Raw genomic sequence first — 26,950 nt, forward strand, 5'->3', positions numbered from 1 at the left:
TTTGTTTTATCTAGGCTTTTTTCTTTCTTGTTTAGCCATTCCGCACCTGCAACTATTAGAGTTGTCTGCACTTTTATTTCGTTCGCATTTCCTTTTACCTGGCTTATGCTCAGGGTGTTGTTCGTATAAATTTTCAAACATAGTTACTCCTATCGCTTACTTAGCAATTTATTGGGTTGCTAGTTGAATTTGCTGCCCAATCCACTTCATGACAGGCACAGCCATGCTATTACCAATAGCTTTGTATCTATGTCCATCTGGACAGTTATGAGTACTTTTATTCATCCAAGGGACTTTGGTGTGATCATCTGGCATTCCTTGCAGTCGCTCGCATTCAATAGGAGTAAGCTTTCTAACCCGCCCGTTTAAATTGAGCAGTGCATTTTCCTGACCCGAGTTTCGACCTAAGCAATGTGCAGAACTAGACACGATGGGATCCTGTGTTCCATGAATTACCATATTAAATCCGTCAGCTCGGGAGTAATCATTGCAGGTGGTTTGCAAGCAGTATGCGAGCTCATTAAAGCAAGCAGGCTTGTTTATCGTCAGGTTTTCACTTCCTCCTCCCACAGTCCCACCACTACTCCGAAGCGGACCTATTCCTTCCTTCCACAGTCCAAATCCGCTCTCGTTGTATATAGAGCTATTAGCCGAATTCAGCTTTTTGAAAGTAACTGCTTGGTAGCCTTGTCCTACTGTCCCACCTGAAGTTTGGAGAGTTGGAGCTACTTTTGATAACCGAACTTCTCCTCGATTATTTTGGTGAATAGACATAACAAGGCCTGCCCCTCTTTGAGAAAACAGTTCCTGATTGCTTTGTGCAATTCCGCCTGTGCTATGACTTTGGCTTAGTGTTGGGTGCGGTGCTAATCGATTGTCCCAATGGCTTGGGTTTCCAATGCCATTTGCAATTCCTCTGGAAGTTTTTTTTTGCGCCGCTCGGCTCGATTCAAGATCCCTTGGCACGCTTTGGCTGTTAAAAAGTACTTCTCTTCTATTTTCCCAGTCTCCAAAATCTGCGAAAGCGAACACGCGCCTGCGGCGTTGCGGGACTCCGAAGTATTGCGCATTAAGAGTAGCCCACTCGACAAGCCCTTTCTCGCCGATTGCAAGACCGCTGGTTTGCCATTTTTCGCAATCAAACTTAGAACCTGAGAGTAATTTGATAACTTCTGAAAAATCACTCCCTCCGTTGGTTGAAAATGATCCGGGCACATTCTCCCACAAAGCAAATCTTGTTCCGCAGTGTTTCTTGCACAAATTGACAATTCTGATTGCTTCTTTAAATAGGCCACTTCGTTCGTCATTTAATCCATCTCCTTTCCCTGCAATTGAAAGCCCCTGACAAGGACTTCCGAAAACAACCAAATCAATCTGACCTAGCTGCTTTAATGTTCTCGTTGTAATTTTTGTGACATCACCAAGGTTTGGTACATTTGGCCAGTGGAAATCCAAAACAGCAGACGCAAAGTCTGGCCCTCTTGAATAATCATGATCTGGATCGAACTGTGCAAATGCTACGGCCTCCCAACCAAGTTCTTCCCATGCTAGAGTAGCCGCCTCCACTCCCGAAAATAAACTCAAGTACCGCATTGTTTCTTTCCTTAATAAGTTTCTTTTATTAAAAACCGCTTTAACTAACTGTTATTCTCGCGCCTTGCATCAAGCGCTCAGCTCTTAGAATGTAATCCTTGGCACTTGCGATGGATTTCATAACAGCAATTCTTTGCTGAGGATCCTTTATCTTGTCTGCCCAACACAACCAGCCGTCGATTGTTTCCAATACACCGCTTTTTGTCGGGATTTGTATCGGTGCCACCAGCTCAGTAGCTAATTTCTCCAAGTCTTCATCGTGGTTTTTCAAATGACTAGCAAGTGAGAGGAGTAGAATTTTTTCAAACTCTTTGAAAGAAAACTGTTTTTCAATGCTGTCACAGCCGTAGACCGAACATTCTCTTTTTAAACGTTCTTTCTCTAACTGTTCTGCTTGATACTCTTCCTCTCTTGAAGCACAGATCAGCTTTAACTCATTAAGTGTTAGTGGCTGTGTTACTGTAGCTCCGCCCTCTACGACATAAGTCACTAGGCCAACTACCGCTTTAGGACCTGGCGTTCGCCATTCCAAAGGGTTAATAAATACTGAGTTCATCAATAGTCCTTTTATTTTGAAATTGTTGAATTTGTTCACAGGTCATAGTCCAATGAATATCCTGAGACCCTAAAGCCTCATACAGTTTGCTAACCTCGCTGCACATGGGCGGCTTCTGAAGAGTGAAGCCGATAAAAAAACGCCACATTTTAGCGATTCCAATATTTCTAGACTTAAGGCCGGTTGCCACCATGTGTTTAGGAACAATTCGTTGTTTGGGTTGTTCGCTTCCTACCGGTACAAAGTAGTGAGGTGCCGCCATATATTCATCATCTGACATAAGCCATGAAGTGATCCGCTCTTCCAATGTGATGTACTCGCAGTCGAGAGGATTAAAGCCTCCGCCAGTCCTTTTGAAGTAACTAATAAAGCTTTCATTAAGAAGCGCACTTTCTAAAATCGTTTTATTCATTACTATGTCCTAGTACTAGGCTAGAAGGATCCTTACAGCTAATGCCCGAGTGCATAATAGTGACTAGCTCTTGATTGTTGATTGAAAAAGGGTTTATTTGGCGATCTGGCAAGGTTCCAATAAAGATATTATTAACCGCATCTCGAGTTAAGCGCATAGACTGTTATCTTCACTGCTAGTAGCTAACACCAAATCATGTACGTTTTTGATGAATTTCTTTTTTTTATCATCTGAGTCTTCGATGTTTATCGTAGTAATAGGATTTCCGAATTTCTTACCATTAATCCTTACAATTCCAAACCTCTCAGTTCTGTCATTAAACGCTTCATACTGGGCGTCGAGATCTTTTTGAGTTACCTGCCCATTAGTAAGCTCATGAATTTTCTCGCCAACAGCCTTTGGGACTCTCCTATGTCCATAAATGTAACTTCTAACCGTATAGAACGACTTGCCTAGAAAGGACGCTAACGTTTCTAAGCTGTATTCATTTTCTTCTAGCCAAGGTGCCAGCTTCATAGTACTCACTCCTTAAATTTTTATATATTATGTATTTTATAATACAGAAATAGCAAGCACTCAATAAAAAAATAACTAGCTATTTGAAAAATAACCCGCAACATGTATTATGTTTGTATTCGAACAGCAAAACATTTAAGACATGGCGAACAACAATTGGGCCAAAGAGGCGCGGAGTTTGATGCGTGCCAAAGGAATAAAGCAAGAAGACTTGGTAGATGTCTTTGAGGTGAGCTCACAAGGTGGAGTAAGTCACTATTTTGCGGGTAGGTATACTCCTTCTAATGAGCAGCTAGAAAGGTTAGCCGCAGTTTTAGATGTTGGTAAAAATTACTTCTTGGACTTAATCAATAACCAAGAGCCTGAGCTACATGTTGATCATGAACTTCTAACAGAAACATTCCAAACTATTGCAAGACAGCTAAACTTAAGCGAAAGAGAAATCACAAAATTTTTCAGTGTTTATGAAAAAATGAACCCGTCTCAAGTTGCTGAAATTTATGAAATCCTTAAGGTTCAAAAGGCCGAGAGAGAAGAAAAAGTGCAAAGCACACTTAGGAAGTTTGGTAACTAAGAAATCAGAATAATGAGGTTTTTTTGGGAATTTTAAAAAACCTTTAGCAAATAAAAAAAGGGCTGCTCGGCCCTTTTTTTATTTAGAATGAGGGTCTATCCCTCCACCATTAGTCCCGCCACTGATAAACCTCAGTTTCGATTTATCTAAGCTTTGCAGCGATCTAACTGGCTTTTCCAAGCTAAACAAACACTTTTTTATTAATATTTTCATTATACATTCCTTTAAAAACGCTCACTTAGCCTCTCTAGTGTTTCATCTTTCCTTTTGAGTAAAATCGTTTTTTCAACCAAACTGTCTGAAACCTCAGCCGCCATATGGTAGCTTAAAGCTTTCTTTTCTAAGTACAATTTCATATCATAAACGTTAGAATGTTCCTTGCTACTTCTCGTGTAAAAATACGAAGAAAAAGCGCCCTTTATTGCCATTGCCAATGCTAATCCTAAGATAAGGATTAGCATGACAGCAGCGCATGTAATTAAAGCATCCATCTATACACACTTCTTATCTAGCTGATAATTTCTAATAACACCTAAGATAATACATAATACACAGACAAATACAAACACTAAATTAACAAACTTTATACCTTCTGTATAAATAAAAGCCGTATAAGTTGAATCAAATAAGCTCTTTTCAACCAGTCTAACCAAGTGAAGAGACGCTTGCACTCCAAGAAGAGCTACAAAAACCAAAGATAATGCACTGATTTTTAATCTAAAACTCTCATGAAGCTTAGTGATAGAAATAATTTCAATAATATGAGCAGCTACGAAAAAGCCATGCCAGATAGCTTTATAAAAAATTCCTTCTCCACCTTTAGAATAACTGAATATATAAGGCGTCAATACAGTCATTAAGCTTGAAAAAAGAACGAACACTGTCAGTGTAATACTATAGCTATCAATTCTCTTAAACTTAATGATATAGGCTGCCCACAAGACAATATATGCAATCATCGAATGATTAATCAAAGATAAAAGGTGCTGCTCTAATTCTGTGTACATTTACCCTCCTGTGGATTTTCCTTTTTTGATAATTAAATCAACAACTAAAGCGGAGGATTTTTGACTTGGATCTAAGCCTCCGCCACTTGTTCCGCCTACAACTTCTTTCAATGCATGGGACGGAATCTCTGCCAAAACTTGAGTTTTCATATTTACTCCTTTCAAAAAAACATCACATCAAATGTTGACATCCGCATTATACAATACATAGTATAATACACAACATCAAGATAACTATCACTCATATGGGTGAGGACAGTAAAGGATTGTACATCATGAAAACGGTATTGATACACAAATTAGCTGAATTGCTTCTAGCTAGCTTCCAACAGCATGACAGAGTATCAATTTCAATTAATACATATCCACGCAATCACATGATCGACGTTGTCACTTATGACCATACGGTGAATAAAGGGAAACCGGATGCCAATGTTATTGATATGTCCACGGTGTCTTTAAATTCACCGGATGCTGAAAAACAGCTAAACAAACTGATTGCCTATGCAAATAGTCATCACTCAACAACTGCGGCGCAATAGTGAAGGATTCAAAAATGACACTGACTGCACAAGAAATTAAAGAGAAGCTCAGCGCTCCATTCAATGATCATGAAGTTGAATGGCTGGTGAATAGAAAAGGCATAAATAAAAACACACTTTGGGTTGAGGTCGTTCCTTTTATTACAAACCGTGCTGTTCAACATAGGTTAGACGAAGTGCTGGGGCTAGATGGCTGGAAAAATGAATTCAAAGACGGTCAAGGTGGTCAAATTTGTGGCTTGAGTATCAAAGTGGGTAACACCTGGGTCACCAAATGGGACGGTGCATCTTACACGGATTTTGAGCCGCTAAAAGGCGCATTATCAAGCGCAATGAAGCGTGCTTCTGTTCAATTTGGAATTGGTCGATATCTACACCTAGTAAAGCCTGTTTTTATCGAATGCCAACGCATAAGCGATAGAAACGAATGCACAGAAAACTATGTCACTTTCAAGCATTCAGAAAGTGACAATCAATACGCAATTTTAAGCGCACAGTGGTCCTCTCCTTTATTGCCGGCATGGGCTTTACCAGTGAAAGATATTAGCCCATTTATTAAAAGCATAAATGCAGCGAAAACAGAAACGGAACTAAAGAAAGCATTCTCCACAGCTATCAAATGCGCCGAAGCACAGAATAGCGATGTATTTAGACATGAGATAAAGGCAGCTAGAGAACAGCGCATGTCTGAAATCAAACACGCCAAGCAGCAATCACAAAAAGAGTCATTTGATAGGTTCGAAAGATGGTTCAGCAAGAAGTTAGATCAGTTGCAAAAAGAGCCTAACGAAGCTGTTTTAGAAATGACTTACAACCAGTTATTACAAGAGCTTAAAGGTCAGTGCAAGTCTTTAGGCTTGGATATCTCTGAATATCAAAACCAATTAAAAGCCGTAAGAGCGGCAACAATTACAAAAATCCAAGGAGAGTAAATATGTCGTCGAATAATATAGTAAATCCAGATGTGTTAAGCATTGTTTTTCAAAATCAGATCACGGAAGAAAAACTTAAAGAGCTTGAGGAAAAGTACCCTGCCGACACTGTCTACAACATGAAAGATGACGAACAGTTCAAAGAAGCTAGGAAAATAAGGACTGAAAGAAACAAGCTTACTGACGCAATTAACAAACGTCGAATTGAAATTGGTAAAGATGTAAAAAGCAAAGGTGATGAATTGATTGCTAGAGTAGAAAATATTTACTCAGTTATCGTTAAACCTTTCGAGGCAGAGGACACAGCTCGGAAAAAAGAAGCAGCTCGTATAGCAGCGGAAAGAGAAGCCTTTCTTAATTCGCAGAGGGATGAAATTCAAGCTATTCGGAATTTTGTCCCTGACTGCGCCAATAAATCATCAGAGTATATCGCCGGCTGTATAGAAGCAGTGAGCATAATAGAAGTGGATCACTTTGATCCTGAGCTGATACATGAAGCTCTTAAAGTGAAAGACGATGTTACTACAGCACTATACAACTTACGTGAAGATGCTCTAAAACGTGAACGCCTAGCTGAACAGCAAAAAGAAGCAGATCAACGTGACGCATTAAGCCAAATTTCAAACACGCCAATGACGATGTTTAACTCTTCTAGTGAAGACATTAAAGCAGCCATAGCTAAATTGGATGCAACTGTTATCAACGAGGAAACATACGGCGATATCAGCGCAGCAAAACAGGCTGTTCATAACGCAACATCTCAATTAAACCAAATTTTAGACATGGCTAAAGCGCGTGAAGCAGCTCAGCCTCCAACGACTAAAGCAGCAAACGATGACCAACCGGAACTAGCGGCTGATGAAGATACAAGCGAGAGCTTTGATATTAAATACGAACGTTTTAATAGTTGGCCTAGCCATGCAAGCAGAGCACAAAGCTACGAGTTAGAAACAGTTTGCAGCAAGCTCGAAGAAGCAGAAAAGCACATTGAACTTCTAGAAGAAATGCTTAGCCAGCAAGCAGCATAACCAACCAATGAGGTGCGCCTAGCGCCCTCTTACAAGGTCAAAAAAGGTATTAAAAGAATGGAAGGAATTACACCAATTTGCGGTTACTGCGGCCAATTTTCGAAAAAAGTATCAGGTCGAGAGATTTATCCTCATAGACCCGATTTATTTAAAAAGACTTTTTACAGCTGCCAGAGTTGCGATGCATATGTCGGATGCCACAAAGGAACTGACAAGCCTATGGGCAGATTAGCTAACGCTCAATTAAGAGCCGAAAAAAGTAACGCTCACAGTGCTTTTGACAAGATATGGAGAAATGGTCACATGAAGCGCCAAGACGCATATAAATGGCTTGCTAAAAAGCTGGGGATTAACGGTAGAGATTGCCACATCGGAATGTTTGACGTGGAAACCTGCAAAAAAGTGGTTCGTATTTCCCAAAACCATCTAAGCACATTACAAGCCGGGGTTAAACATGGGTAGAGGTGTAAACAAAGTAATCATTGTTGGAAACCTAGGCCAAGATCCAGAAGTTCGCTATATGCCTAACGGTAACGCCGTTGCTATCTTAAGTATTGCAACATCTGAGTCTTGGAAAGATAAAAACAGTGGTCAGCAGCAAGAGCGCACCGAATGGCATCGCGTAGTGATCTTCGGAAAGTTGGCAGAAGTTGCAGGCGAATACCTGCGTAAAGGCTCGCAAGTTTACATTGAGGGTAAATTACAAACCCGCAAATGGACTGATCAAAGCGGACAAGACAAATACACCACAGAAGTAGTCGTAGACATAAACGGTCAAATGCAAATGATGGGTAGCCGCAATGATCAGCACTACGGGCCACAAAACTACCCGCAACAGAACGCGCAATATGGCAATGGTCATCAAAATAACCAAAACCAGCGCGGAGGCTTCAATTCTCAACAACAAGGCCGAAACAACCAAAATCAGCGCAGTGGCTTTAACCAGCAGCAACAAAACAACGCAAACCAAGGTAATGGTCATCAAAACACTAGTGAGGCGGCAGGTTTGCCTTCTGAGCACAGTAACTTAGGCGGTCCAAATAACCCAATGGAGCCACCCATCGACTTTGACGATGATATTCCCTTTTGAGGAATACATCGTTTTTAAATAGATAAAATTTCAGCAGGAGCAACAGCAATGAGTAATACGACAGATATACAAACATTCATCAGTAGTCTTGAGGCCGGAGTTTTTAAAGAGAAAGTATCGCACTTACTTAGCGATGTAGCTCTCGGCCAAGTTGTACACGGCGCTGGTAACAGAAAAGGTAAATTGACAATCGACTTAACTTTTCAACGTGTCGGCGAAAACAACCAGGTAATGGTCTCAAGTAAGCTCACACATACAACGCTTACAAGGAGAGGAAGCAAATCAGAAACAGCATCTAATGAGACCCCGTTTTATGTGGGTAAAGGTGGCGTTCTCACAATTGAGCAGCCGCAAGAAGAGTTCAACGGCCAATTTACCCTAGTACAACAAAACTAAACCATCAACTAAACAATAAGGAAATCAAACATGTCATTATCTAAAGAAGCAGTACAACACATTCAAGAAACAGCCAACGCAGCCCATTTTACTGAGCAGTTGCAAGATACAAATGTTCCTCTAGCTCTAGTGCCAGGCAGCTTTAAAGTCCAAGACTTAGAAAAGTTTATGGCAGTTCGTTCAAGGCTAAGACTGAACTTTGATACTGAGAGCATCAACGACTTTGTTGCCTACAGCATCGAACATGGAAATGACGATTCAGGCTGCTTTATTGATTCTTCAACAATGAGCGCTGAAACAGTTTTTGATATTGGGACCACTGAAGTACCACTGCACCAAGATCACAAAGCTATCGTGGCATTGAAAAAAACAGGGCCATACAAAGCACTATTGGCAACCGGTGACGACTCGCTTAGCCAAAAAACTGCGGCAGAATTTATTGAAGATTGGAGCGACTTAATTACTGTTGCAGACATGAACGGCGGCGATATGGCACCAGCAATTGCGGCTCAACGCCTTAGAGACCTTTCAATAGACAGCGCCAGACAACTCAATTCAAAGGTGGAAGACTTTGGCGCCTCAATGTCGGCAATGGATAGCATTGAAGCTAAAAACAAGGACACACTGCCAAATCAAATTATATTCAAATGTGAACCTTACAACGGCTTAGGCGAGTTTTCGTTTACTGTTCGAGTCGGCATTTTAACCGGTGGTGACCGCCCAAAGATCAGCTTCCGTATTTTGCGACTCGAATCAACGCAAGAAGAGATCACTGAACGCTTTAAAGAACTGCTAACTACTGAATTTAAAGCGTGTCCATTCAAGACGTACATTGGCCGAGTTTAAACTGATACATGCTGCCCTTCGGGGCAGCAACCAAAGGAAAAATCATGTGTAACGAACTTTATGAAAAAGCCGAAATGACACTGAGTGACGTTGAAGCGGTTGTTGCTATTGGCTCAACTGGCGTAGATGGCGCGGTAACAGAGGTATTAAAAACAAATACACAATTCAATACTGATTTGCAAGCGTACGCTTGTGACATGGAAGATCTATTCCACAAGATCGACTTGCCCGAGACTGCCGGCGTGTACCTCTTCAAAGGTAAAACGGAAGTGCAAACCCTTGATGACTGGCATCATGAGGGAACATTCACCAGGTTAAATATCTCGGTATTAATAGAAACAACTACACATGACGAGGTTACGCATGTTTGATGAATTTAAAGGCCAAAAATTCGGACTGATTTACGCAGACCCCGCATGGCAATTTAACAGCAAAAAAACTGGCGGCTCTATGAAATCCGGTGCAGCGCAACATTACGACACAATGAGCGTAGATGAGTTAAAAGCAATGCCTGTCGATAGCATTGCGGCCGACGATTGCATTTTGGTTATGTGGTATGTGGGCGCTATGCCTGAAGAGGCTATTGCCGTTGTCAAAGCGTGGGGTTTCACTCTTAAAAATATGAATGGCTTTAACTGGAACAAGTTAACTGTCAATGGAAAGCCTGTGTTCGGCATGGGCGCATATACCAGAGCCGGTTTAGAGTGCGCAATCATTGCTACAAAAGGAAAGCCAAAAGTCGCATCAAGATCCGTGAGAGCTGTTGGAAATCACGAACTTTTAGACGCCAGTGAAATATTTCAGTTCATAAGCTTCACTGGTAATTACCAAATCCTCGAGCATAGTCGTAAACCTGACGAGTTCAGACAAAAGTGTAAAGAGTTAGCAGGTGACAAGCCGACAATCGAGCTATTTGCTCGCACCTCATCACCTGGTTGGTCAGTATGGGGAAATGAAACAAGCAAGTTTGATGCTAAAGGAGAAGCAGCATGACACCAAATTATATCCAAAAAGTACTAAGAGACCATGCGCTAAATGCTGGCATGAGAAACGAGCAAAGCTATCTACCCACTACAAAAGAAGAGGCAGAAAGTTTCAAGCCTCACGATTGGGTTATTCAGGCAACGGGCCAACTTGCAACAACAATTGCAAGCATGGATACGCTCATAAAAAGCGCATTAGAAAAGATAAATCATGATCCGCAGGCTGCAAAAGATATCTTGGTACGCGCCCTACCTAATGTCGTCAAACTCGATCAAGTGCAGGTCGAAAAAGACTGTAATGGTTATTGGACGCATGACGACCTGCCATTCTGGGAGAGTGCAACAGAAGAAGAAATTGACTGTTGGCTGATGAATCAAGGGCTAATGCTTTACAAAGATTATTTGCAAGAAGGAAGTGACTTGTATCACTGCTACTACAACGAAGGCGAAACCAATGTTTCATCTTGGCAACCTGAATGCCATGTAAAAAGTGCTTTTCTCATTTCAATTCATGAAACAGACTGCGGACCAGTTGCTTGGTTTGCAATTCCGCTGACTACACATGAGGGGTAATAACATGTCAAAAAAATCAAATGCTCAAGAGAACGTAGAATGTGAAGTACTGACAGCGCAAGAAGTGATGATAATTACTGGAAACACAAACGCCACATTGCAAACTAAAATGGTCAGAGGCGAAATTCCGAAGCCAATCCCAAGCGAGTCAAGAACAAAACTATGGAGAAAGTCCGACATTTATAAATACGTTGGCAAATCACAAGGACAAGAGCTCAAGTTTGACGAAATACCGCCAAACTTAGCTCGATTTATTAAATTAGTAGTCATAGAAGGTGTGCAGCAAGGTATTGAAAACGTCTTAAACACGCCTAGGTAACTACCTAGGCGGCAAGCTTAAGCAAACAAGTCATTGACTTTTGATGATAACTCATCGTTTAACTGAGACTCTTTTTCGCCAATAAGCGCTTCAGGGTCGTGCTTTACTTCTTCTAAAATTAACTGCCAACGGTCAATCCATTCTTTTTTCAACTGAAACAAATCACCAAACTCATAATTCTTGCCAGTGCCTTTGGCGAGAGTTTGGTTCCGAATAGCTCGAAGGACTTCACTAGGGCAGCCTCTTTCTTGCAAGTGAGTAGATACGGTTTTACGGAAAATTTTAGGCGTAAATTTTAACCAGCCGCTAAGCTCGCTAACTTTCCGAGAGAAATAGTCTCTTTCTAATTGAGAGTGAGGATCATGTTCGTGAAAAAGATACATTTCTTTGTCTAATTCACCATACCTGTCTTTCAATGTGCCAATGTAATCAATCAGTAAAGTGATCACATTCTCAGGTAAATGTGTCCACGCTTTTTTCCTATTTTTCATCGCCTCGGGCGGGTGTTCAATACGCATTTTTTGGAAGTTGATCCACCCCAATTTTACACGCGTCCACTCTTCAGAGCGCACACCAACTCTTAACATCAAGGCGATCAGCGTCTTGAGCATTGGTTCACATGGCTGCTCGTCAAGCTCCGTCAGTAATTTATGTACATCACGGCTTTCCAAATATGTTTCATCCGGTGTACTGGCAATGCTAGGAAGAACCGCTTTACGACCAAAAAGCGGGTTAGATGCTACGATATCTTTTTCAACAGCGTAACTAAAGAGCCTGCGCATGGCTTTATGTACGGCTTCTGCTGCGCCTTTTTTGCCTTGAATATTAGCAATGTTCAAAACAAATTCATCCCACTCTCGTGGTGATATAGACTTCATATCCCGCCCATTCCAATGCGGTAAGATATACTTTTCATACGAAAGCTCGTAATTTCTTAAAGCACGCTCAGTGCCGCCGGTCAGCTCCCAGTCTTTTTTAAACTCCATAAAAACATGATTAACAGAGGACTTTTTTGTGAACCCGTCAACCATAGACGCCAGCATTTTTTGGCGCAACTTGTCTTGTAACACTTCTATTTGCGGATCCGTTCCCGCTTTGACAAGGGCCATTAAACGGCCATGTTCAGCTTTAGCCTCGTCAATGCTCACATCTGGGTAGTTACCGAGAGAAACTGCGGTACGTTGCGTTGAGTTTGGTTTTTGATAACGATATCGCCAGTTGTAGACGGTTTTTGATTGTCTCTCGACAGAATCTAAGCCCTCGGGCTGGACGTGCTTTGACTCCCACCTCAGATAAAGCTGAAGACCTGGGAAACCAGAAAATGTTGCTGTGAGATAATTTTTATTATTCGGGATTTTGAGATTAGCTATTGCGCTAACAGATAGATTGATTTTAGCCATGAAACATACTCCCTCGCCATACTCATGAATTTATAGAGTATGTCAGTAGTACCATTCGTGTCTACCATTATGTGTTTTTGTACCTTAAATAGCAAAAAACCGTGGACCCATAAGGAGCACGGTTTTTTAAGTAACACTATGATTTTTAAGTGTTTTATTTGGTGCGAATGGGGGGACTTGAACCCCCACGAGCATAGCTCACCACCCCCTCAAGATGGCGTGTCTACCAATTCCACCACATTCGCAAATCTTTTTTAGTTTGGTACGTCCGATTCTTCGTTAGAAGCTGGTACGTCCGTCGCTGCTGGGGCAGTTACTGCCGCAGGCGCTTCTAGGTTTTCCCACTGGTCAGTTTGTTTAATCTGGCCTGCAGTAAGGTTACCTAATGCAATACTTAACACGAAAAACACGGTTGCAAGTACTGTCGTTGTTTTGGTCATAAAGTTGCCTGCACCTGATGAACCGAATACGGTTGCTGATGCACCTGCTCCAAACGAAGAGCCCATGTCGGCACCTTTACCTTGTTGAATCAAAATCATTCCAACTAACGCTAAAGCAACGACTAAGTAGACAACCAAAAGAATTTCGTACATTTACTTATCCCTTTGCACTCTCACAGATAGAGGTAAATGAATCTGGTTTAAGGCTTGCGCCACCAATTAAACCACCATCGATATCTGCTTGTGCGAACAATAATTCACTATTACTTTCATTAACGCTACCACCATACAGTATTTGTAGCGTTTCAGAAACTTCAGCGTCATATTTAGACACTAAATCTCTTATAAACTTGTGTACTGCCTGAGCTTGCTCTGGGGTAGCTGTTTTACCAGTCCCGATAGCCCAAACAGGCTCGTATGCTATCACAGAGTTAGCCAGTGATGCTATACCTAATTTGTCAATTACAGCATTTATTTGCCCTGCAACGACTTCTTCAGTCTGCCCCTGCTCTCTTTGACCTTCAGTTTCACCGACACATAAGATTGGTGTTAACTCATTAGCCTGGGCTTGAGCAAATTTATTGGCTACATCTTCATTAGATTCACCAAAAATACTGCGTCTTTCAGAGTGACCAACAAGCGTAAATTTCGCACCAAGAGACTTTACTAAAGAAGCTTGAGCTTCACCAGTGTAAGCACCTTGTTCATACTCTGAAATTGTCTGCACTCCAGCGACTACGCCTGACGCAACCACGTTACTTAATAGTGCAGTTGGTGGAATAACAACAATCTCAACATCTTGGTTATTGACGTTTTTAACTGCGCTTGTAATTGTGTGAACTAATTCTACAGAACCGTTCATTTTCCAATTACCTGCCACCATAGGCTTTCTTTTCAACATTCGATACTCCGCGTCAGAAAGCGGGTGAGATACTAACGCTACTCACCCTAAGTTACAAGAAAAATTTTAGCTTTATGGTTTAATTGCTCACAGATTCAACAACTTCTGCGATTTGCTGAGAGAAATCGATTACTTGCTTCTCTTGTTCAGCTTCAACCATGACACGTACTACTGGCTCTGTGCCTGACTTACGAAGTAGTACTCTTCCTTTACCATCAAGTTTTGCCTCAACGTCTTTCACAGCAGCCTGTACGGCTTCATTGCTGACAGGGTCAGTGCCCTTTGCATAGCGAACGTTGATCATATTCATTGGGTATTTGGTAAAGCCAGTACCAAGATCTTTGAGTGTTTTATTTTGTGCTACCATGGCAGCCAATACTTGAAGGCTAGAAATGATGCCATCACCCGTTGCAATGAGGTCAAGATTCAGAACATGGCCCGAACTTTCGCCACCAATGTTCCAGCCCTCTTGGGTCAACAACTCTAATACATAGCGATCACCCACTTTACTGCGTAAAAACGGGATATCTTGCGCTTTCAATGCATTTTCTAAGCCCATATTAGACATCACAGTACCGACGACGCCGCCTTTCAGCGTGCCATTAAACTTAGCTTGTAATGCAGCTATGTAAACAATGTCATCACCGTCAAAAACGCGACCGTTGTGATCGACCATCATGACGCGGTCGCCATCACCATCATAGGCAATGCCAACATCAGCTTTGTGCTCTAATACCTGACGCTTAAGCGCATCCACGTGTGTTGCACCACACTGCGCATTAATATTCATCCCATCAGGTTCACACGCTGTCGCTATCACTTCTGCACCGAGCTCTTGCATGACAGATGGTGCAATATGATAAGTAGCACCGTTTGCACAATCTAGTACGATTTTCAATCCTTCTAGAGAATACTCTTTAGGGAACTGGCTCTTACAAAACTCAATATAGCGACCGCTTGCACTGTCTAAGCGTCGTGCTTTACCTAACAGTTCAGATGGCACACATGTCATTGGTTCATCGAGCATCGCCTCTATTTCCAGCTCTACTGAATCATCTAACTTCTTACCATTACCACCAAAGAATTTGATCCCATTATCGTGGTAAGGGTTATGAGAAGCACTGATAACAATGCCCGCTTCAGCTCTGAATGTTTGCGTCAGGTACGCAACAGCTGGCGTTGGCATTGGGCCAAGCAATACCACATCAATACCAGCAGCAATCAAGCCTGCTTCAAGTGAAGTTTCAAGTAAATAGCCAGAAATTCTGGTGTCTTTACCTATGATCACTTTCTTAGTGCCTGATTTAGATAAGACTTTACCCGCTGCCCAGCCTAACTTTAAGGCAAATTCAGGGGTAATTGGGAACTCACCTACAAGCCCTCGAACACCATCTGTGCCAAAATACTTTCTTGTTGTCATTTAGTTACTCCATGGTTTGCTGCAGACCATACCCGCAGCACATCATTGGTCTCTTTTACATCGTGAACGCGTATGATACCTGCACCATTTTGTGCACATATTAACGCACCTGCCAAGCTTGCAGGTAAACGTTCACTCGTATCCCTATTTAATAGATTTCCAAACATTGACTTACGTGACAAGCCTGCCAAGACAGGTAAATTGAAATCAGCAAACTGCTGAAACTTGCCAAGTAATTCAAAGTTATGTTCAAGTGATTTACCAAAGCCAAAGCCTGGATCTAATATTAATCTTGAACGTGCAATCCCTTCTTTTTCACACACAGCAATACGCGCTTCAAAAAAGCGCTTTATATCATTGATTAAATGCGCATATTGAGGCGCCTGCTGCATTGTTCTTGGTTGGCCTTGCATATGCATAAGACAAATCGGTACATCCGGGAATTGTGCTGCAACAGATAAGCAACCCGGCTCTCGCAACGCTCTTACATCATTGATTATGTCTGCGCCCGCGAGAAGTGCTTGGCGCATCACTTCTGCTTTACTCGTGTCGATTGATATCACACAATCTGACTTCGCTCTGATCCCTTCAATGACTGGGATGACGCGTTCAAGCTCTTCATCTAGCGCAACATCTGCAGCACCTGGCCTTGTTGACTCACCTCCGATATCAAGAATCGTCGCCCCCTCATCGAGTAGCAAAAGCGAGTTTATGACAGCGCTATCATTTTTGTAGTTCTTGCCGCCATCAGAAAATGAATCTGGAGTAGTATTAACGATACCCATGATTTGTGGGCTAGAAAGGTCTAAAGTGCGACCTCGGGGTAATGAAAGTTGAAACATGTGTTACCTTCCTGCTGATTGTATCTAAGCATACTTTACCTGCCCCTTCCAGATTATTGATTAGATTCACTAAAAATAAAGTTAGCCAGAGAAAAAACAGGTGTAAAGATTGTTTTTAGATACAAAAAGGCCTCGAGAAAGCTCGAGGCCTGAATTCCTACAGTTTTATTTTACCTTTTATTAAGGCTTGTCATCAAGTTCTGTATTTGATTGAGGCGGAATTTCTGAACTTGTCTCTTCAGCTTTAGGTGCTGGAGTGTCGTTGTTTACGCCATTATCTTTATCTGACTTACGATCATGTGCATCTCTTGGTGGACGAACTTCTTTACGCTCCATCAAATCGTCGATCTGTCCAGCATCAATGGTTTCATACTTCATTAGCGCATCTTTCATCGCATGAAGGATATCCATATTATCCTTTAAGATCTGCTCTGCTCTGTCGTAGTTGTTTGTCACAAACTTTTTAATTTCAGCATCAATCAACTTGGCGGTTTCATCTGAAACCCCAGCCATTCTTGAACTGCTGCCACCCATGTACATTTCGCCTTGTTCTTCCATGTACATTTGTGGACCTAATACAGGGCTTAAACCCCATTGTGTTACCATCTTTCGTGCTATATCTGTAGCACGCTCAATGTCGTTACTTGCGCCAGTCGTTACTTTGTCATCGCCATAAATGATGGCTTCTGCGATACGACCGCCGTATAAACTAGATAACATTGACTCTAAATGCTCTTTCGAATGACTTACACGATCTTGTTCAGGTAAATACATGGTCACACCCAAAGCTCTACCACGTGGAATGATAGACACTTTATAAACCGGGTCATGTTCAGGTACCAATCTACCTACAATCGCGTGACCAGCTTCATGGTAAGCGGTCATCTCTTTTTCTTTCTCAGACATTACCATTGACTTGCGCTCAGCACCCATCATGATCTTGTCTTTCGCAGCATCAAACTCGGCCATACTAACCTTTCGCTTGTTACCACGAGCAGCAAATAACGCAGCTTCATTAACCAAGTTGGCTAAATCTGCACCTGAGAAACCAGGAGTACCTCTAGCAATCAATGATGCTTCAACATTTGAATCTAGTGGCACTTTACGCATGTGAACATTTAGAATTTGCTCACGACCACGTACATCAGGCAGACCTACAACAACTTGGCGGTCGAAACGGCCGGGTCTTAATAATGCAGGGTCTAAAACATCAGGTCTGTTTGTCGCAGCAATCACAATGATGCCTTCGTTACCTTCAAAACCATCCATTTCAACAAGCATCTGGTTTAGGGTTTGTTCACGCTCATCATGACCGCCTCCCATACCTGCACCACGCTTACGACCTACAGCATCAATCTCATCGATAAAGATGATACAAGGCGCTGCTTTTTTCGCTTGTTCAAACATATCTCTTACGCGAGACGCACCAACACCTACAAACATCTCGACAAAGTCTGAACCAGAAATTGTGAAAAAAGGTACTTTTGCCTCACCAGCAACCGCCTTAGCAAGTAATGTTTTACCTGTACCCGGAGGACCTACCATTAATACCCCTTTAGGGATATTACCGCCAAGCTTTTGGAATTTTGAAGGGTCACGTAAGAAATCAACAAGCTCTGTTACATCTTCCTTCGCTTCATCACAACCGGCTACATCCGCAAATGTCGTTTTGACTTGGTCTTCACTCATCAAGCGAGCTTTACTCTTACCAAATGACATCGCGCCTTTACCGCCACCGCCTTGCATTTGACGCATGAAGAATATCCACACACCAATTAACAGCAGCATTGGGAACCAAGAAATAAAAACGTTCGCCAAGAAAGACTGCTCTTCTGGTGCAACGCCTTTGACGTTTACATCATTTTTTAACAGATCATTAATTAGGTCTTCATCATATAACGGCATGATTGTTTGAAAACGTTCACCATTACTTTTTATCCCTGAAATAGTACCTGCCGTACGATCAATATTTGCTTCTCTGATCGCTCCGCTACGTACTTCTTTTACAAACTGAGTGTAACTTGTTTGACGATCAATTTGCTCGCCACCATTGAAACTCTGAAACACTGTCATAAGCACAACTGCAATGACAAGCCAGAGAATTAAGTTCTTCGCCATATCGCTCAAGGGGTTAACCTCTTGTATCCAATTTATTTAAAATCATCTTTAATGCACCTCAACTGTACTACAGTTTGTATCCTGTCGCCACTATATATACTTCACGTGACCTTGGTCGAGACGCTTTTGGTTTACGGATCTTTACAACTTTAAATGCATTACGCACTTCCTGTACAAATTGATCAAATCCTTCTCCTTGGAAAACTTTAACCGCAAAAGCACCATTTGATTTCAGTACCTGATGGCACATGTCTAGTGCAAGTTCCACCAAGTACATACTACCAGCTTGGTCTATTACGTTATTTCCACTCATATTTGGTGCCATATCAGAGAATACAACATCAATATTTTTTCCACCTATACGATCTAATAACGCATTTAGAACGCTCTCTTCACGAAAGTCACCTTGCAAGAAAGCAACACCCGGTAATGAATCCATAGGCAGAATATCACACGCAATGACTTCGCCTTTGTCACCCACTTGCTCCGCTAGGTATTGCGACCAACTTCCCGGAGCAGCACCCAAATCAACTACATGCATGCCTGAGCGTATTAATTTATCTCGCTGTTGTATCTCTTCAAGCTTAAATACAGCCCGTGAGCGATAACCTCGCTTTTGTGCTTCATGAACAAAAGGATCGTCTACATGCTCTTTTAACCAGCGTTTTGAACTCGCTGAGTGTTTTTTATTTGCCATATTCACTGCAACTCATTAGTAATCTTCTTTAGATGGCGTTAGAATAACGAGAATTCAAGCCTTAATTTAGTAAATTGTACCAATATGACTTTATCAAATAAACAAAAGCAGCACCTTAAAGGGCTAGCTCACGCTCTAAAACCTGTCGTTTTACTTGGCGGTAACGGCCTAACAGAGGGTGTATTGTTAGAAATTGAACAGTGTTTAGAAATTCACGAATTGATCAAAGTTAAAGTCCCTACTAATGACCGAGAAACCAAACAGCTTATATTTGATGCAATTGTCCGCGAGACTGGTGCTCATAAAGTTCAATCAATCGGTCATATCTTAGTACTTTATCGTCAAAGCGAAGAGAAAAAAATAATTCTTCCTCGCAACTAGTGAAAAAGAGCCGCTATTGCGGCTCTATCTTTCTCGCCACTTTAATCGCATCACGAATGAAATTGGTGGTAAGTTGATTAATTACACCACTCTCTGCATTGAGCAACAAACTAAAGCCGATCCCTAAGTAAGGCAGCACAACCACATCCGTTCTGTAACCTTGCACCCAGCCACTATGATAGTAAAGGGTTTCCCCTTCAAAGTCGTAAATCCTCCAACCTAACCCATAGTGGGCATGTTCTACATATTTACGCCACACCCTGCGCTTAAGTTCTCGTTTAGTGCGCGTAAATGGGCGAGATTGGATAGTTAACGCATCGAGCGATAATACACTTGGATAGACACCTAACTGTGCTTTCAACCAAGCAACCATGTCTTCTGCACTGGCATTTACCCCCGCAGCTGGCGCCACTTTATAATAATGCTTCTTTAATCTCGCTGTATGCCAATATTTACGACCTTTCACATGAGGTAAGGCGTAATTCTCATTTTGTGTCATGTGCGCATAACCAACGCCAGCATCTTTCATGCCTAGCGGTTTGAACATAAACTCATTAAGCCAAGTCTCGTAACTAAGCCCTGTTGCCTGTTCGATGACATTTCCCACTAAGCTAAACATCACGTTTTGATAGCCATAACAAATGCCTGGTCGACATAGGCGATCTACTTTTAATAATCGAGGGTAGATGTCTTCATACGACATCCTAGACTCAATTAAATTGTCATAAGCGTTGGGTACCAAGCCACTCGAATGAGTCAATAAATGATATACTCGTAGTGTGGAATATTGGCTGTCTAAAAATATTGGCAGATAATCGGCAACGTATTTATCTAAATCAATCCGCTCTTCAGCAGCTAACTTCGCAGCCAAAGACCCAGCGAACGTTTTCGATACAGACGCCAATCGAAAACGCGTTTTACCGTCGACTTTACGCCCTTTTTTAACTTGAGTCTTTCCATAACCCTTAGCTAAATCACCAAATTCTAAATGGGTAATACTCAAAGCTGCACCAGGCACCGATTTTTCTTTTAGTTTTTGTCTGACTTGCTTAGAATAGTCGTTTACAAAATGCTCCCACGCTTTTGCTCTGTCTATCTCATTACTTTTAACAGGCTGAGATAAAACCATCAAAATTAAGCATTTTGAAAATATAAATAGTGACTTCATAATGACTCAGTTCATTAACACGCGATGTTATGGTATCACGTAAGTTGCTGTCTCACGACATACAATAATTTAAAACCGCTAATCTTTTTTGTAGAAAAAAGTTACAGGATATAACTAGTTACAATCTTGAACATTTTTAGACTGTAAGTGACTAATGAATACAAGGTAGAATTTAGCACATTGGCTGTAGATGATAATGAAGAAAAGTAATTCGAGGTGTTTAATAATGCGAGTAATTATAGGCGGTATTGCATTAACAGGGCTAGCTGGTTGTATGCTAACACAGCCCCTTGCACCAAAGCTAAGCACTCCACCTAAGCCCCTGCTACAAAAATCAATTTTTCAGATAAGCTACAGTAGTGAGCTCGACTCCGCGCGCATCAAGTCTGTTCAATTACCTGCACATGCTGTCAAGAAACGTGATTCCGTTTTTATTGACACCAGTAAAGTGACGATCACCGATCAATTACACAACAAATTGATAAATATACTGAGCAAGAAAGGTTTAATTGTTAATAATAGCGAAGATACCGACTACCGCTTGGTTATTCAGCAAGCTGACCTAACGTACGGAAAAGATAAGGTTTATGTATTAAACAAACCAAGTAGTGAACACGCATATATCGCCAAAATATCTCAAACTATGCCCACTAAGCAATGCAGTAACATCACCGCATCTTTGAGCATGCGCTTAACACACAACCAATCCAGCGATGTAGTCTGGTTTGCAAAATCTTCTGTTGATAGCGCAGGTTTTCAGGGCATACCGATGCAATACACTTTCACAGAAACGCAGCGAATTACGAATGAGCAGGAGGTGCTTAACTTCATCACAGAGCAAAATACAGATGAAGCAAGACAAGCACGCTACCATACGCCTGTGGACGTGCCAGCTTATAGTATAAAGCCAGTACAGACCCCGCTAGTAAAAGTTGCTGGTGCATGCACACAAGAAGAAGTCAACGCACTCACACCCAAAATGATGTTTAAGTTAACTGAGGGCTTAATTGACAAACTTAATGTTCAATAGCCAACAAAATCATACATTTCATTACAAATTTTACCTGCACAATAATTATAATTGGCGCGATTAAAATAAAGCGTTAGTATGGTTTTACTACAGAATAAGTGTCACCTTTTGTGAACACTTGTTAGATTAAAGGAGCATGTTCATGGAGCAATATGGGACTATCTTACTGGTCGAAGACGATGAATCACTTGCACAGTGGGTTGCTGACTATTTAAACAATCAAGGCTACACCACACATTGTTGTCACCGTGGCGATGAAGTCATTTCAATGGTAAAGCAAATCAACCCAGATCTAGTATTACTAGATATCATGCTGCCAGGCCAAGATGGGATCAGCGTTTGTAGAGAGCTTAGACAGTTTTACAACAAACCTATCATCATGTTAACGGCAAAAGATGAAGAAATGGATGAAGTCATCGGCCTTGAAGTCGGTGCCAGCGACTATGTCATTAAGCCGGTCAGGCCAAGAGCTTTGCTTGCAAGAATCAAAGCCAACGCGCGAGCGGCCCAAGACTCAGGCAGTAATGAGCAGTCCAACAGCGCAATATTAGCTGTGGGCAACTTAAAAATAGATACACAGTCCCGCAAAGTCCTCGTTTCAGAACAAGAAGTGGTTATTTCCAGTGCTGAATATTTACTGCTTCACTTTTTAGCTTCAAACGCCGGTGAGGTCGTGTCTAGAGATGCCGTATTTAAAGCCACGAAAGGTCGTGAATACGATGGTCTTGATCGCAGCGTAGATGTGCTCATTTCAGCGCTTCGTAAAAAATTTGATGATGACCCGCAAAACCCAGAAAAAATTAAAACAATTTGGGGTAAAGGTTATTTACTCGTACCATCTGCATGGTAACGTGACTGTAGCTTCAAACTTGCTGAAGCTACAGTACAAATTATACCTCCGTTCTTTATGGCTCTGCGTTACTCTCATTGGAGCTAAATAATGAGAAAACTGTATTTATCTTTGTTAACTGGCGTGATCATCTCAATTGTCTTATTGGGATGGCTGATTGATACCTTTAGTGAGCAAACCGCACCAGATGAAGACAATTTTTTTTGGCAGGCGAAGTTGCTCGTCGGTATCGCGAACCAAGCTGGTGACAAAGCACTCGACAAACGCACTGTATTTATAGAGCAAGCAGGCCAAGATTTTGACTTAAAAATCGCCTACCATTTGGGCACCTCTCTGGCCCTTCCGGCTGAATTAACTGAACAGATGCATCGCCCACAAGGCCTGCTTATCGACTCTGATGAAGGTTACTTTTATTTATTAAAATCAACCCCAGCCATCAAACCGGACTACATAGAACTACAATTAGAAAAGCCCCCAGAGAGGAACAGTTACGATGTATTCCTTACCCTAGCCTTTTACTCAGGTGTCTGCGCATTCATGTGGTTTGTATTAGCGCCTTTAGCAAAAAGGCTATCAGTGCTGACGCACGCAGCGAAGCAATTTGCTGGCGGCAACCTCGACACCCGCATTGAAGTGAACCACTTTACTTATATCAAAGATGTAGAACTCACATTCAACCGAATGGCAAACCAAATAGAAAAGTTACTCGCTGAGAATAAACTCATGGCATCCAGTTTATCTCACGACATAAGAACACCCGTCGCTTGTCTGCGGTTTGGTTTTGATGCAGCCTTAGAAGAAAACGACATTGACGAAATACATCACCTGCTTGAGCGCATGGAAAAGGACCTCGACCAAATGGAAGACATGCTGTCAAGTTACCTCTCCTTTGCCACGCTAGAGCAAAAATCGCATCTATTAAAATTTGAGCCAATTAAACTCGAAGGGTATATATCTGACGTTGTGGCGCAAATGCACCCTAAAATGTCGAAAAACGGTCTAACAGCTAACCTTTCGATAAAACCTGATCTCATGATGGAAGCCGATTTACACTGGTTAGCACGGGCCATATCTAACCTACTCAGTAACGCCTGTGACTTTGCTCAAATGCAGCTATTTATCAGTGCCAAATTACATGATCACGAAATTGAAATCACCGTGGAAGATGACGGCCCCGGTATTGAACCAGAAAACTGGAACAAGGTATTTAATCCCTTTTTCCAAGAGCAAGGTCATAGGAATCGAGCAGGTAAAAGCTATGGTTTGGGCTTGGCGATTGTGTCGAAAGTGGTCGACTGGCATCACGGAAAAGCCTCTGTAGGTCGTTCTGAGTTATTAGGCGGCGCTAAATTTACGTTAATTCTGCCCTGTAAAGCGGTCTCACAGGCTGTACAGAGTGACTGACACCCCAGCTAGCAATCCACATAAAGTTAATTAAAAACAGCACCTTAACTTTAAACTTAAGAAAAAATTATGGATACTCAAATCCACGCTGTTTTTTCCATCAAAAACTTGTATTAGATCAGTGCAGATAAACCTTTTTATTTCGCTTCAATTACAGTAGATTGTTGCGGCCGTCTTCAAAAAAAGAGAAATATAAAAACATGAGCAGTATTCGAGGAGAGTTTAGTTCTCGGTTTGGGTTTATTATGGCCGCTGCAGGCTCTGCAGTGGGTCTAGGCAATATTTGGGGATTTCCCACACAAACAGCAAGCAATGGTGGCGCTGCGTTTGTACTTGTATATTTGGTATTGGCCTTTTGCCTTGCATACCCAGCATTAATGGCTGAATTGGTAATAGGGCGTCATGGTCAAGCAAATGCGGTGGCCTCATTGCAAAAGCTCGCAAATAACGCAACTCAAAAGCGCTTTGCTTTTATCGTCGGCTTTGGCGGTATTATTTGTTCAGGCTTAATTTTAAGTTTTTATGCAATCGTCGCTGGTTGGATGTTCAGTGCAACCTTGGAACCAATTGCTGTAATAAGTGGTAGCGAGCAAGCTACTAGCTGGCTAAGTGAGCAATCACTATCTAGAAACCTTCTATTTACTGCTGCGTTTATTCTTTTGACCGTTGCAATTATCAGTAAAGGGGTTGAAAACGGAATTGAAAAATGGTCTAAACGTTTGATGCCTGCGCTACTGTTTATTTTATTTGCCCTAATAGGTTATGTACTCACGCAAGAAGGCGCAATGACAGGATTAAAAGCCTATTTGGTCCCAGATTTTGGCTCTATATTAGACCCTAACTTGCTAGTCAGTGCCCTTGGGCAAGCATTTTTCTCGCTCTCTTTAGGGACCAGCGTGATGATCATTTATGGCTCATATATCAGTAAGCAAGAAAATCTTGTGTCACTGGGCGCTTATGTCACTCTAATTGACGTATTCATTGCGTTTGTTGCAGGTATGCTCATCATTCCAGCAATGTATGTTGCTCAAGCCCAAGGCGTAGAAATTTTCTCTCAAACAGGAGAGTTGTTATCTGAAGATACTTTAGTCTTCCAAGTGCTACCCGCGTTGTTTGATAGCATGGGCAGTGTTGGCATTTTCATTGGCTTTGCCTTCTTCGCCCTAATGAGCATCGCAGCTTTAACGAGTTCGATTTCAATGTTAGAAGCGCCTGTTTCGTATGTGGTAGAAAAATTTGCGTTAGCACGTGTGCACGCAACGAGATTGATTGGTGTTATTGTCAGCGTTGTCAGTGTTACTATAATACTTAACTTCAACAGCTTATTCGGGTTCGTCGTCCAGCTCACTACACAGTTTGCACAGCCTTTAATAGGTATGCTTTGCTGCATCTTTGCCGGTTGGATCTGGCATAGAGGCAAATTATTAAATGCGATTAAAGAAGGGAATGATGGCGTAGAAAATAGCTTCTTTTGGAAGATCTGGCCTTGGTATATTAAATTTGTTTGCCCTTTGGCTATTGCCCTGGTTTTCCTCAATTCTCTATAAAAAAAGGCGCATAAGCGCCTTTTTTACTCTTGGTATTAAGTCAATTTAAGCAGTCATTTAACGGCTGTATTTCATGTCAATATGTTCAATACCATCTTCCAAATAAGCTTCACCTACACTGTTAAACCCCACCTTTTGATAGAAGGGTTGCAAGTACGTCTGTGCAGCAATTTCAATAGGCATGTCTGGGTAATGACCTTTACAACACTGAATCGCTTGCGCCATCAGTTCGTAAGCAATGCCACTTCCCCTCGCATCTGACGAGATTAACACACGGCCAATAGCGGCAGTGTCTTTACCCTTTTGATAACAGCGCGCATACGCTTTTACCTTCTTATCGTCACTAAATAGAATATGGCGAGTCGATGAGATACGATCTATCTCATCTATTTCTGGGTAAGGACATTGTTGTTCAACAACAAAGATATCAACACGTAATTTAAAGACTTCAAAGAGCTCATCGTTACTGAGCTCATAAAATGACTTTACTTTAAACTCAGTCATTGTGATTAGTAGGCCTTATGTGTCTGTTATGCAAATAGACGCTCAAGCTGATCGCAGATACGTGACAGATTCACCTGATCATGTTCAATGGTTAAATCTACGTATCCATCGCTACGAAAAGCACGATCGAGTTCAATTAAGACATGCGTTTTATGTGCTTCAGGCACAAAGGACAATTCTACCTCTTGTAATCCAAACATCGATCGACTGCTGGGGCGGTATTCAATTTCTTGGTAGCAACCTGAAATCGACTGAAAGCTAGAAGCACGCAAATACCCCTTTTCCACATCCGCCTTCACTAATTGGAAGCCAAGTTTATCCATCGCGCTGAGCACTGCTTTCACTGCTTCATTTGGATAAATATGCAATGCATCCTTATCTGATGGGTCAAGCGCTAGATCGATGTCTAAGCCCGTTTCAAGCCATACATGGCAATGATTATATGGTGCATTAATTTGCGTGATCGGCGTTTCAGAGTGCAAACGCGCCTCAAATGGGATTACCCTTTGTTCGCCTGGTGCAATAGTGAACTCTTCTGGAATACGCCACTTCTCAATCACATGATTAGTAAAATACTCACTCTCATCAGACTCAACTTTTACCTTAGTCATTAAGGCCAGTTCTAACCCTGAAATTTCTTGTTCTACATCACCACCCATCACAATGATCTGTGCTTGGAATTTCTGGCCTGGGTGTAAATGTTCCGTTTCTAGTATTGTGTCTACTTTTGCTGCACCTACTCCGACAGATGCTAAGAGTTTTTTAAACATCATTACTCCTCTCGAGGATGTTCCGTTAAGGCATCTTAAACACATTTATTACAGCTTGTCAGTGAAAATCTGCCTATTTTTGATAAATATAGGCTGAGTTGAATAGAACTA

Annotated in this window: 35 protein-coding genes and 1 tRNA gene; 17 read left to right on the forward strand and 19 right to left on the reverse strand. The window is 41.7% G+C overall.

Annotated elements, in window-relative coordinates:
* Positions 1–168 precede the first annotated feature (168 nt).
* The 4 genes from N473_RS13020 to N473_RS13035 form a co-directional block, all read right to left on the reverse strand.
* A complete protein-coding gene (locus N473_RS13020) occupies positions 169–1,593 on the reverse strand; it encodes a DNA cytosine methyltransferase (protein ID WP_063368296.1) in 1,425 nt (474 codons plus the stop codon).
* 40 nt (positions 1,594–1,633) lie between these two features.
* Positions 1,634–2,149: a hypothetical protein gene (locus tag N473_RS13025; RefSeq protein ID WP_063368297.1), complete on the reverse strand. Its 516-nt coding sequence runs from the start codon at positions 2,147–2,149 to the stop codon at positions 1,634–1,636.
* Positions 2,130–2,561, reverse strand: a complete 432-nt coding sequence (locus tag N473_RS13030; protein ID WP_063368298.1) for a hypothetical protein — start codon at positions 2,559–2,561, stop codon at positions 2,130–2,132. The genes N473_RS13025 and N473_RS13030 overlap by 20 nt, the downstream gene beginning before the upstream one ends.
* Positions 2,562–2,708: 147 nt before the next feature.
* Positions 2,709–3,077, reverse strand: coding sequence for a hypothetical protein (locus N473_RS13035; RefSeq protein ID WP_063368299.1), 369 nt, complete (start codon positions 3,075–3,077; stop codon positions 2,709–2,711).
* A 142-nt stretch (positions 3,078–3,219) separates the two neighbouring features.
* Between N473_RS13035 and N473_RS13040 the strand changes: the two genes are divergently transcribed.
* On the forward strand, positions 3,220–3,651 hold the full coding sequence (locus N473_RS13040) for a helix-turn-helix domain-containing protein (protein ID WP_155735607.1): 432 nt from the start codon (positions 3,220–3,222) through the stop codon (positions 3,649–3,651).
* Positions 3,652–3,729: 78 nt separating this feature from the next.
* Here the strand turns inward: N473_RS13040 and N473_RS26905 are convergent, their stop codons facing one another.
* Genes N473_RS26905 through N473_RS26235 form a run of 4 tightly spaced genes read right to left on the reverse strand, consistent with a single transcriptional unit; the run spans position 3,730 to position 4,808 of the window.
* Complete coding sequence (locus N473_RS26905) at positions 3,730–3,864, reverse strand: hypothetical protein (RefSeq protein ID WP_269202344.1); 135 nt, start codon at positions 3,862–3,864, stop codon at positions 3,730–3,732.
* Between the two features lie 11 nt (positions 3,865–3,875).
* Positions 3,876–4,142: a hypothetical protein gene (locus N473_RS13045; protein WP_063368301.1), complete on the reverse strand. Its 267-nt coding sequence runs from the start codon at positions 4,140–4,142 to the stop codon at positions 3,876–3,878.
* Positions 4,143–4,658: a hypothetical protein gene (locus N473_RS13050; protein WP_063368302.1), complete on the reverse strand. Its 516-nt coding sequence runs from the start codon at positions 4,656–4,658 to the stop codon at positions 4,143–4,145.
* Positions 4,659–4,808, reverse strand: coding sequence for a hypothetical protein (locus tag N473_RS26235; RefSeq protein WP_155735608.1), 150 nt, complete (start codon positions 4,806–4,808; stop codon positions 4,659–4,661).
* Positions 4,809–4,933: 125 nt separating this feature from the next.
* Between N473_RS26235 and N473_RS13055 the strand changes: the two genes are divergently transcribed.
* The 11 genes from N473_RS13055 to N473_RS13105 are packed head-to-tail and all read left to right on the forward strand — an operon-like array spanning position 4,934 to position 11,367.
* Positions 4,934–5,200 carry a hypothetical protein gene (locus N473_RS13055; RefSeq protein ID WP_063368303.1) on the forward strand — a complete coding sequence of 89 codons (267 nt, stop codon included), beginning with the start codon at positions 4,934–4,936 and terminating at the stop codon, positions 5,198–5,200.
* A 14-nt stretch (positions 5,201–5,214) separates the two neighbouring features.
* On the forward strand, positions 5,215–6,132 hold the full coding sequence (locus N473_RS13060; protein WP_063368304.1) for a Rad52/Rad22 family DNA repair protein: 918 nt from the start codon (positions 5,215–5,217) through the stop codon (positions 6,130–6,132).
* A 2-nt stretch (positions 6,133–6,134) separates the two neighbouring features.
* A complete protein-coding gene (locus N473_RS13065) occupies positions 6,135–7,160 on the forward strand; it encodes a hypothetical protein (RefSeq protein ID WP_063368305.1) in 1,026 nt (341 codons plus the stop codon).
* 57 nt (positions 7,161–7,217) lie between these two features.
* Positions 7,218–7,622 (forward strand): zinc-finger-containing protein, encoded by a 405-nt coding sequence (locus N473_RS13070; RefSeq protein WP_063368306.1) that lies wholly within the window; start codon positions 7,218–7,220, stop codon positions 7,620–7,622.
* Positions 7,615–8,250, forward strand: a complete 636-nt coding sequence (gene ssb / locus N473_RS13075) for a single-stranded DNA-binding protein (protein WP_063368307.1) — start codon at positions 7,615–7,617, stop codon at positions 8,248–8,250. The genes N473_RS13070 and ssb overlap by 8 nt, the downstream gene beginning before the upstream one ends.
* Before the next feature lie 48 nt (positions 8,251–8,298).
* Entirely contained in the window at positions 8,299–8,646 is a 348-nt protein-coding gene (locus N473_RS13080; RefSeq protein ID WP_063368308.1) for a hypothetical protein, read from the forward strand.
* 30 nt (positions 8,647–8,676) lie between these two features.
* Positions 8,677–9,492: a DUF2303 family protein gene (locus N473_RS13085; protein ID WP_063368309.1), complete on the forward strand. Its 816-nt coding sequence runs from the start codon at positions 8,677–8,679 to the stop codon at positions 9,490–9,492.
* 44 nt (positions 9,493–9,536) lie between these two features.
* On the forward strand, positions 9,537–9,863 hold the full coding sequence (locus N473_RS13090; protein ID WP_063368310.1) for a hypothetical protein: 327 nt from the start codon (positions 9,537–9,539) through the stop codon (positions 9,861–9,863).
* On the forward strand, positions 9,856–10,485 hold the full coding sequence (locus tag N473_RS13095) for an MT-A70 family methyltransferase (protein WP_063368311.1): 630 nt from the start codon (positions 9,856–9,858) through the stop codon (positions 10,483–10,485). The genes N473_RS13090 and N473_RS13095 overlap by 8 nt, the downstream gene beginning before the upstream one ends.
* Positions 10,482–11,048 carry a hypothetical protein gene (locus N473_RS25860; protein WP_081221162.1) on the forward strand — a complete coding sequence of 189 codons (567 nt, stop codon included), beginning with the start codon at positions 10,482–10,484 and terminating at the stop codon, positions 11,046–11,048. The genes N473_RS13095 and N473_RS25860 overlap by 4 nt, the downstream gene beginning before the upstream one ends.
* A 4-nt stretch (positions 11,049–11,052) precedes the next feature.
* Positions 11,053–11,367 (forward strand): helix-turn-helix transcriptional regulator, encoded by a 315-nt coding sequence (locus N473_RS13105; protein ID WP_063368312.1) that lies wholly within the window; start codon positions 11,053–11,055, stop codon positions 11,365–11,367.
* 17 nt (positions 11,368–11,384) lie between these two features.
* Here the strand turns inward: N473_RS13105 and N473_RS13110 are convergent, their stop codons facing one another.
* The 8 genes from N473_RS13110 to rlmE all read right to left on the reverse strand — a co-directional run bounded on the left by N473_RS13110 (position 11,385) and on the right by rlmE (position 19,185).
* Complete coding sequence (locus tag N473_RS13110; protein ID WP_063368313.1) at positions 11,385–12,767, reverse strand: tyrosine-type recombinase/integrase; 1,383 nt, start codon at positions 12,765–12,767, stop codon at positions 11,385–11,387.
* 159 nt (positions 12,768–12,926) lie between these two features.
* Positions 12,927–13,012: transfer RNA gene (locus N473_RS13115), tRNA-Leu, on the reverse strand.
* Between the two features lie 9 nt (positions 13,013–13,021).
* Positions 13,022–13,360 carry a preprotein translocase subunit SecG gene (gene secG / locus N473_RS13120; protein WP_039608747.1) on the reverse strand — a complete coding sequence of 113 codons (339 nt, stop codon included), beginning with the start codon at positions 13,358–13,360 and terminating at the stop codon, positions 13,022–13,024.
* A gap of 4 nt (positions 13,361–13,364) precedes the next feature.
* A complete protein-coding gene (gene tpiA, locus N473_RS13125) occupies positions 13,365–14,108 on the reverse strand; it encodes a triose-phosphate isomerase (protein ID WP_063368314.1) in 744 nt (247 codons plus the stop codon).
* A 79-nt stretch (positions 14,109–14,187) separates the two neighbouring features.
* Positions 14,188–15,528, reverse strand: a complete 1,341-nt coding sequence (glmM, locus tag N473_RS13130) for a phosphoglucosamine mutase (RefSeq protein WP_063368315.1) — start codon at positions 15,526–15,528, stop codon at positions 14,188–14,190.
* Positions 15,525–16,370 (reverse strand): dihydropteroate synthase, encoded by an 846-nt coding sequence (gene folP, locus N473_RS13135; protein WP_063368316.1) that lies wholly within the window; start codon positions 16,368–16,370, stop codon positions 15,525–15,527. The genes glmM and folP overlap by 4 nt, the downstream gene beginning before the upstream one ends.
* A 180-nt stretch (positions 16,371–16,550) precedes the next feature.
* A complete protein-coding gene (gene ftsH, locus N473_RS13140) occupies positions 16,551–18,488 on the reverse strand; it encodes an ATP-dependent zinc metalloprotease FtsH (protein ID WP_063368317.1) in 1,938 nt (645 codons plus the stop codon).
* 67 nt (positions 18,489–18,555) lie between these two features.
* Positions 18,556–19,185 (reverse strand): 23S rRNA (uridine(2552)-2'-O)-methyltransferase RlmE, encoded by a 630-nt coding sequence (gene rlmE, locus N473_RS13145; RefSeq protein ID WP_063368318.1) that lies wholly within the window; start codon positions 19,183–19,185, stop codon positions 18,556–18,558.
* An 84-nt stretch (positions 19,186–19,269) separates the two neighbouring features.
* Between rlmE and yhbY the strand changes: the two genes are divergently transcribed.
* The gene (gene yhbY / locus N473_RS13150; RefSeq protein ID WP_039608741.1) at positions 19,270–19,566 is read left to right on the forward strand and encodes a ribosome assembly RNA-binding protein YhbY; all 297 of its coding nucleotides are present in this window, start codon (positions 19,270–19,272) and stop codon (positions 19,564–19,566) included.
* A 13-nt stretch (positions 19,567–19,579) separates the two neighbouring features.
* Here the strand turns inward: yhbY and N473_RS13155 are convergent, their stop codons facing one another.
* Positions 19,580–20,734, reverse strand: coding sequence for a serine hydrolase domain-containing protein (locus tag N473_RS13155; RefSeq protein ID WP_063368319.1), 1,155 nt, complete (start codon positions 20,732–20,734; stop codon positions 19,580–19,582).
* A gap of 226 nt (positions 20,735–20,960) precedes the next feature.
* Between N473_RS13155 and N473_RS13160 the strand changes: the two genes are divergently transcribed.
* The 4 genes from N473_RS13160 to N473_RS13175 all read left to right on the forward strand — a co-directional run bounded on the left by N473_RS13160 (position 20,961) and on the right by N473_RS13175 (position 25,565).
* A complete protein-coding gene (locus N473_RS13160) occupies positions 20,961–21,764 on the forward strand; it encodes a hypothetical protein (RefSeq protein ID WP_063368320.1) in 804 nt (267 codons plus the stop codon).
* Positions 21,765–21,906: 142 nt separating this feature from the next.
* Positions 21,907–22,614: a response regulator transcription factor gene (locus N473_RS13165; protein ID WP_039608738.1), complete on the forward strand. Its 708-nt coding sequence runs from the start codon at positions 21,907–21,909 to the stop codon at positions 22,612–22,614.
* Between the two features lie 90 nt (positions 22,615–22,704).
* Entirely contained in the window at positions 22,705–24,018 is a 1,314-nt protein-coding gene (locus N473_RS13170) for a sensor histidine kinase (protein WP_063368321.1), read from the forward strand.
* Between the two features lie 200 nt (positions 24,019–24,218).
* Positions 24,219–25,565: a sodium-dependent transporter gene (locus N473_RS13175; protein WP_063368322.1), complete on the forward strand. Its 1,347-nt coding sequence runs from the start codon at positions 24,219–24,221 to the stop codon at positions 25,563–25,565.
* Positions 25,566–25,622: 57 nt separating this feature from the next.
* Here N473_RS13175 and N473_RS13180 read toward each other — a convergent pair whose 3' ends face one another.
* Positions 25,623–26,069 (reverse strand): GNAT family N-acetyltransferase, encoded by a 447-nt coding sequence (locus tag N473_RS13180; RefSeq protein ID WP_063368323.1) that lies wholly within the window; start codon positions 26,067–26,069, stop codon positions 25,623–25,625.
* Positions 26,070–26,095: 26 nt separating this feature from the next.
* Positions 26,096–26,839, reverse strand: coding sequence for a sporulation protein (locus N473_RS13185; protein ID WP_063368324.1), 744 nt, complete (start codon positions 26,837–26,839; stop codon positions 26,096–26,098).
* Between the last annotated feature and the right edge of the window lie 111 nt (positions 26,840–26,950).

The sequence above is a fragment of the Pseudoalteromonas luteoviolacea CPMOR-1 genome (assembly GCF_001625685.1).
Taxonomy (GTDB): domain Bacteria; phylum Pseudomonadota; class Gammaproteobacteria; order Enterobacterales; family Alteromonadaceae; genus Pseudoalteromonas; species Pseudoalteromonas luteoviolacea_K.

What these genes read in the sequence shown, in the direction of transcription:
- N473_RS13020 (WP_063368296.1), bottom strand. Translation starts at nt 1,593, where the DNA reads ATGCGGTACTTGAGTTTATTTTCGGGAGTGGAGGCGGCTACTCTAGCA.
- N473_RS13025 (WP_063368297.1), bottom strand. Translation starts at nt 2,149, where the DNA reads ATGAACTCAGTATTTATTAACCCTTTGGAATGGCGAACGCCAGGTCCT.
- N473_RS13030 (WP_063368298.1), bottom strand. Translation starts at nt 2,561, where the DNA reads ATGAATAAAACGATTTTAGAAAGTGCGCTTCTTAATGAAAGCTTTATT.
- N473_RS13035 (WP_063368299.1), bottom strand. Translation starts at nt 3,077, where the DNA reads ATGAAGCTGGCACCTTGGCTAGAAGAAAATGAATACAGCTTAGAAACG.
- N473_RS13040 (WP_155735607.1), top strand. Translation starts at nt 3,220, where the DNA reads ATGGCGAACAACAATTGGGCCAAAGAGGCGCGGAGTTTGATGCGTGCC.
- N473_RS26905 (WP_269202344.1), bottom strand. Translation starts at nt 3,864, where the DNA reads ATGAAAATATTAATAAAAAAGTGTTTGTTTAGCTTGGAAAAGCCAGTT.
- N473_RS13045 (WP_063368301.1), bottom strand. Translation starts at nt 4,142, where the DNA reads ATGGATGCTTTAATTACATGCGCTGCTGTCATGCTAATCCTTATCTTA.
- N473_RS13050 (WP_063368302.1), bottom strand. Translation starts at nt 4,658, where the DNA reads ATGTACACAGAATTAGAGCAGCACCTTTTATCTTTGATTAATCATTCG.
- N473_RS26235 (WP_155735608.1), bottom strand. Translation starts at nt 4,808, where the DNA reads ATGAAAACTCAAGTTTTGGCAGAGATTCCGTCCCATGCATTGAAAGAA.
- N473_RS13055 (WP_063368303.1), top strand. Translation starts at nt 4,934, where the DNA reads ATGAAAACGGTATTGATACACAAATTAGCTGAATTGCTTCTAGCTAGC.
- N473_RS13060 (WP_063368304.1), top strand. Translation starts at nt 5,215, where the DNA reads ATGACACTGACTGCACAAGAAATTAAAGAGAAGCTCAGCGCTCCATTC.
- N473_RS13065 (WP_063368305.1), top strand. Translation starts at nt 6,135, where the DNA reads ATGTCGTCGAATAATATAGTAAATCCAGATGTGTTAAGCATTGTTTTT.
- N473_RS13070 (WP_063368306.1), top strand. Translation starts at nt 7,218, where the DNA reads ATGGAAGGAATTACACCAATTTGCGGTTACTGCGGCCAATTTTCGAAA.
- ssb (WP_063368307.1), top strand. Translation starts at nt 7,615, where the DNA reads ATGGGTAGAGGTGTAAACAAAGTAATCATTGTTGGAAACCTAGGCCAA.
- N473_RS13080 (WP_063368308.1), top strand. Translation starts at nt 8,299, where the DNA reads ATGAGTAATACGACAGATATACAAACATTCATCAGTAGTCTTGAGGCC.
- N473_RS13085 (WP_063368309.1), top strand. Translation starts at nt 8,677, where the DNA reads ATGTCATTATCTAAAGAAGCAGTACAACACATTCAAGAAACAGCCAAC.
- N473_RS13090 (WP_063368310.1), top strand. Translation starts at nt 9,537, where the DNA reads ATGTGTAACGAACTTTATGAAAAAGCCGAAATGACACTGAGTGACGTT.
- N473_RS13095 (WP_063368311.1), top strand. Translation starts at nt 9,856, where the DNA reads ATGTTTGATGAATTTAAAGGCCAAAAATTCGGACTGATTTACGCAGAC.
- N473_RS25860 (WP_081221162.1), top strand. Translation starts at nt 10,482, where the DNA reads ATGACACCAAATTATATCCAAAAAGTACTAAGAGACCATGCGCTAAAT.
- N473_RS13105 (WP_063368312.1), top strand. Translation starts at nt 11,053, where the DNA reads ATGTCAAAAAAATCAAATGCTCAAGAGAACGTAGAATGTGAAGTACTG.
- N473_RS13110 (WP_063368313.1), bottom strand. Translation starts at nt 12,767, where the DNA reads ATGGCTAAAATCAATCTATCTGTTAGCGCAATAGCTAATCTCAAAATC.
- secG (WP_039608747.1), bottom strand. Translation starts at nt 13,360, where the DNA reads ATGTACGAAATTCTTTTGGTTGTCTACTTAGTCGTTGCTTTAGCGTTA.
- tpiA (WP_063368314.1), bottom strand. Translation starts at nt 14,108, where the DNA reads ATGTTGAAAAGAAAGCCTATGGTGGCAGGTAATTGGAAAATGAACGGT.
- glmM (WP_063368315.1), bottom strand. Translation starts at nt 15,528, where the DNA reads ATGACAACAAGAAAGTATTTTGGCACAGATGGTGTTCGAGGGCTTGTA.
- folP (WP_063368316.1), bottom strand. Translation starts at nt 16,370, where the DNA reads ATGTTTCAACTTTCATTACCCCGAGGTCGCACTTTAGACCTTTCTAGC.
- ftsH (WP_063368317.1), bottom strand. Translation starts at nt 18,488, where the DNA reads ATGGCGAAGAACTTAATTCTCTGGCTTGTCATTGCAGTTGTGCTTATG.
- rlmE (WP_063368318.1), bottom strand. Translation starts at nt 19,185, where the DNA reads ATGGCAAATAAAAAACACTCAGCGAGTTCAAAACGCTGGTTAAAAGAG.
- yhbY (WP_039608741.1), top strand. Translation starts at nt 19,270, where the DNA reads ATGACTTTATCAAATAAACAAAAGCAGCACCTTAAAGGGCTAGCTCAC.
- N473_RS13155 (WP_063368319.1), bottom strand. Translation starts at nt 20,734, where the DNA reads ATGAAGTCACTATTTATATTTTCAAAATGCTTAATTTTGATGGTTTTA.
- N473_RS13160 (WP_063368320.1), top strand. Translation starts at nt 20,961, where the DNA reads ATGCGAGTAATTATAGGCGGTATTGCATTAACAGGGCTAGCTGGTTGT.
- N473_RS13165 (WP_039608738.1), top strand. Translation starts at nt 21,907, where the DNA reads ATGGAGCAATATGGGACTATCTTACTGGTCGAAGACGATGAATCACTT.
- N473_RS13170 (WP_063368321.1), top strand. Translation starts at nt 22,705, where the DNA reads ATGAGAAAACTGTATTTATCTTTGTTAACTGGCGTGATCATCTCAATT.
- N473_RS13175 (WP_063368322.1), top strand. Translation starts at nt 24,219, where the DNA reads ATGAGCAGTATTCGAGGAGAGTTTAGTTCTCGGTTTGGGTTTATTATG.
- N473_RS13180 (WP_063368323.1), bottom strand. Translation starts at nt 26,069, where the DNA reads ATGACTGAGTTTAAAGTAAAGTCATTTTATGAGCTCAGTAACGATGAG.
- N473_RS13185 (WP_063368324.1), bottom strand. Translation starts at nt 26,839, where the DNA reads ATGTTTAAAAAACTCTTAGCATCTGTCGGAGTAGGTGCAGCAAAAGTA.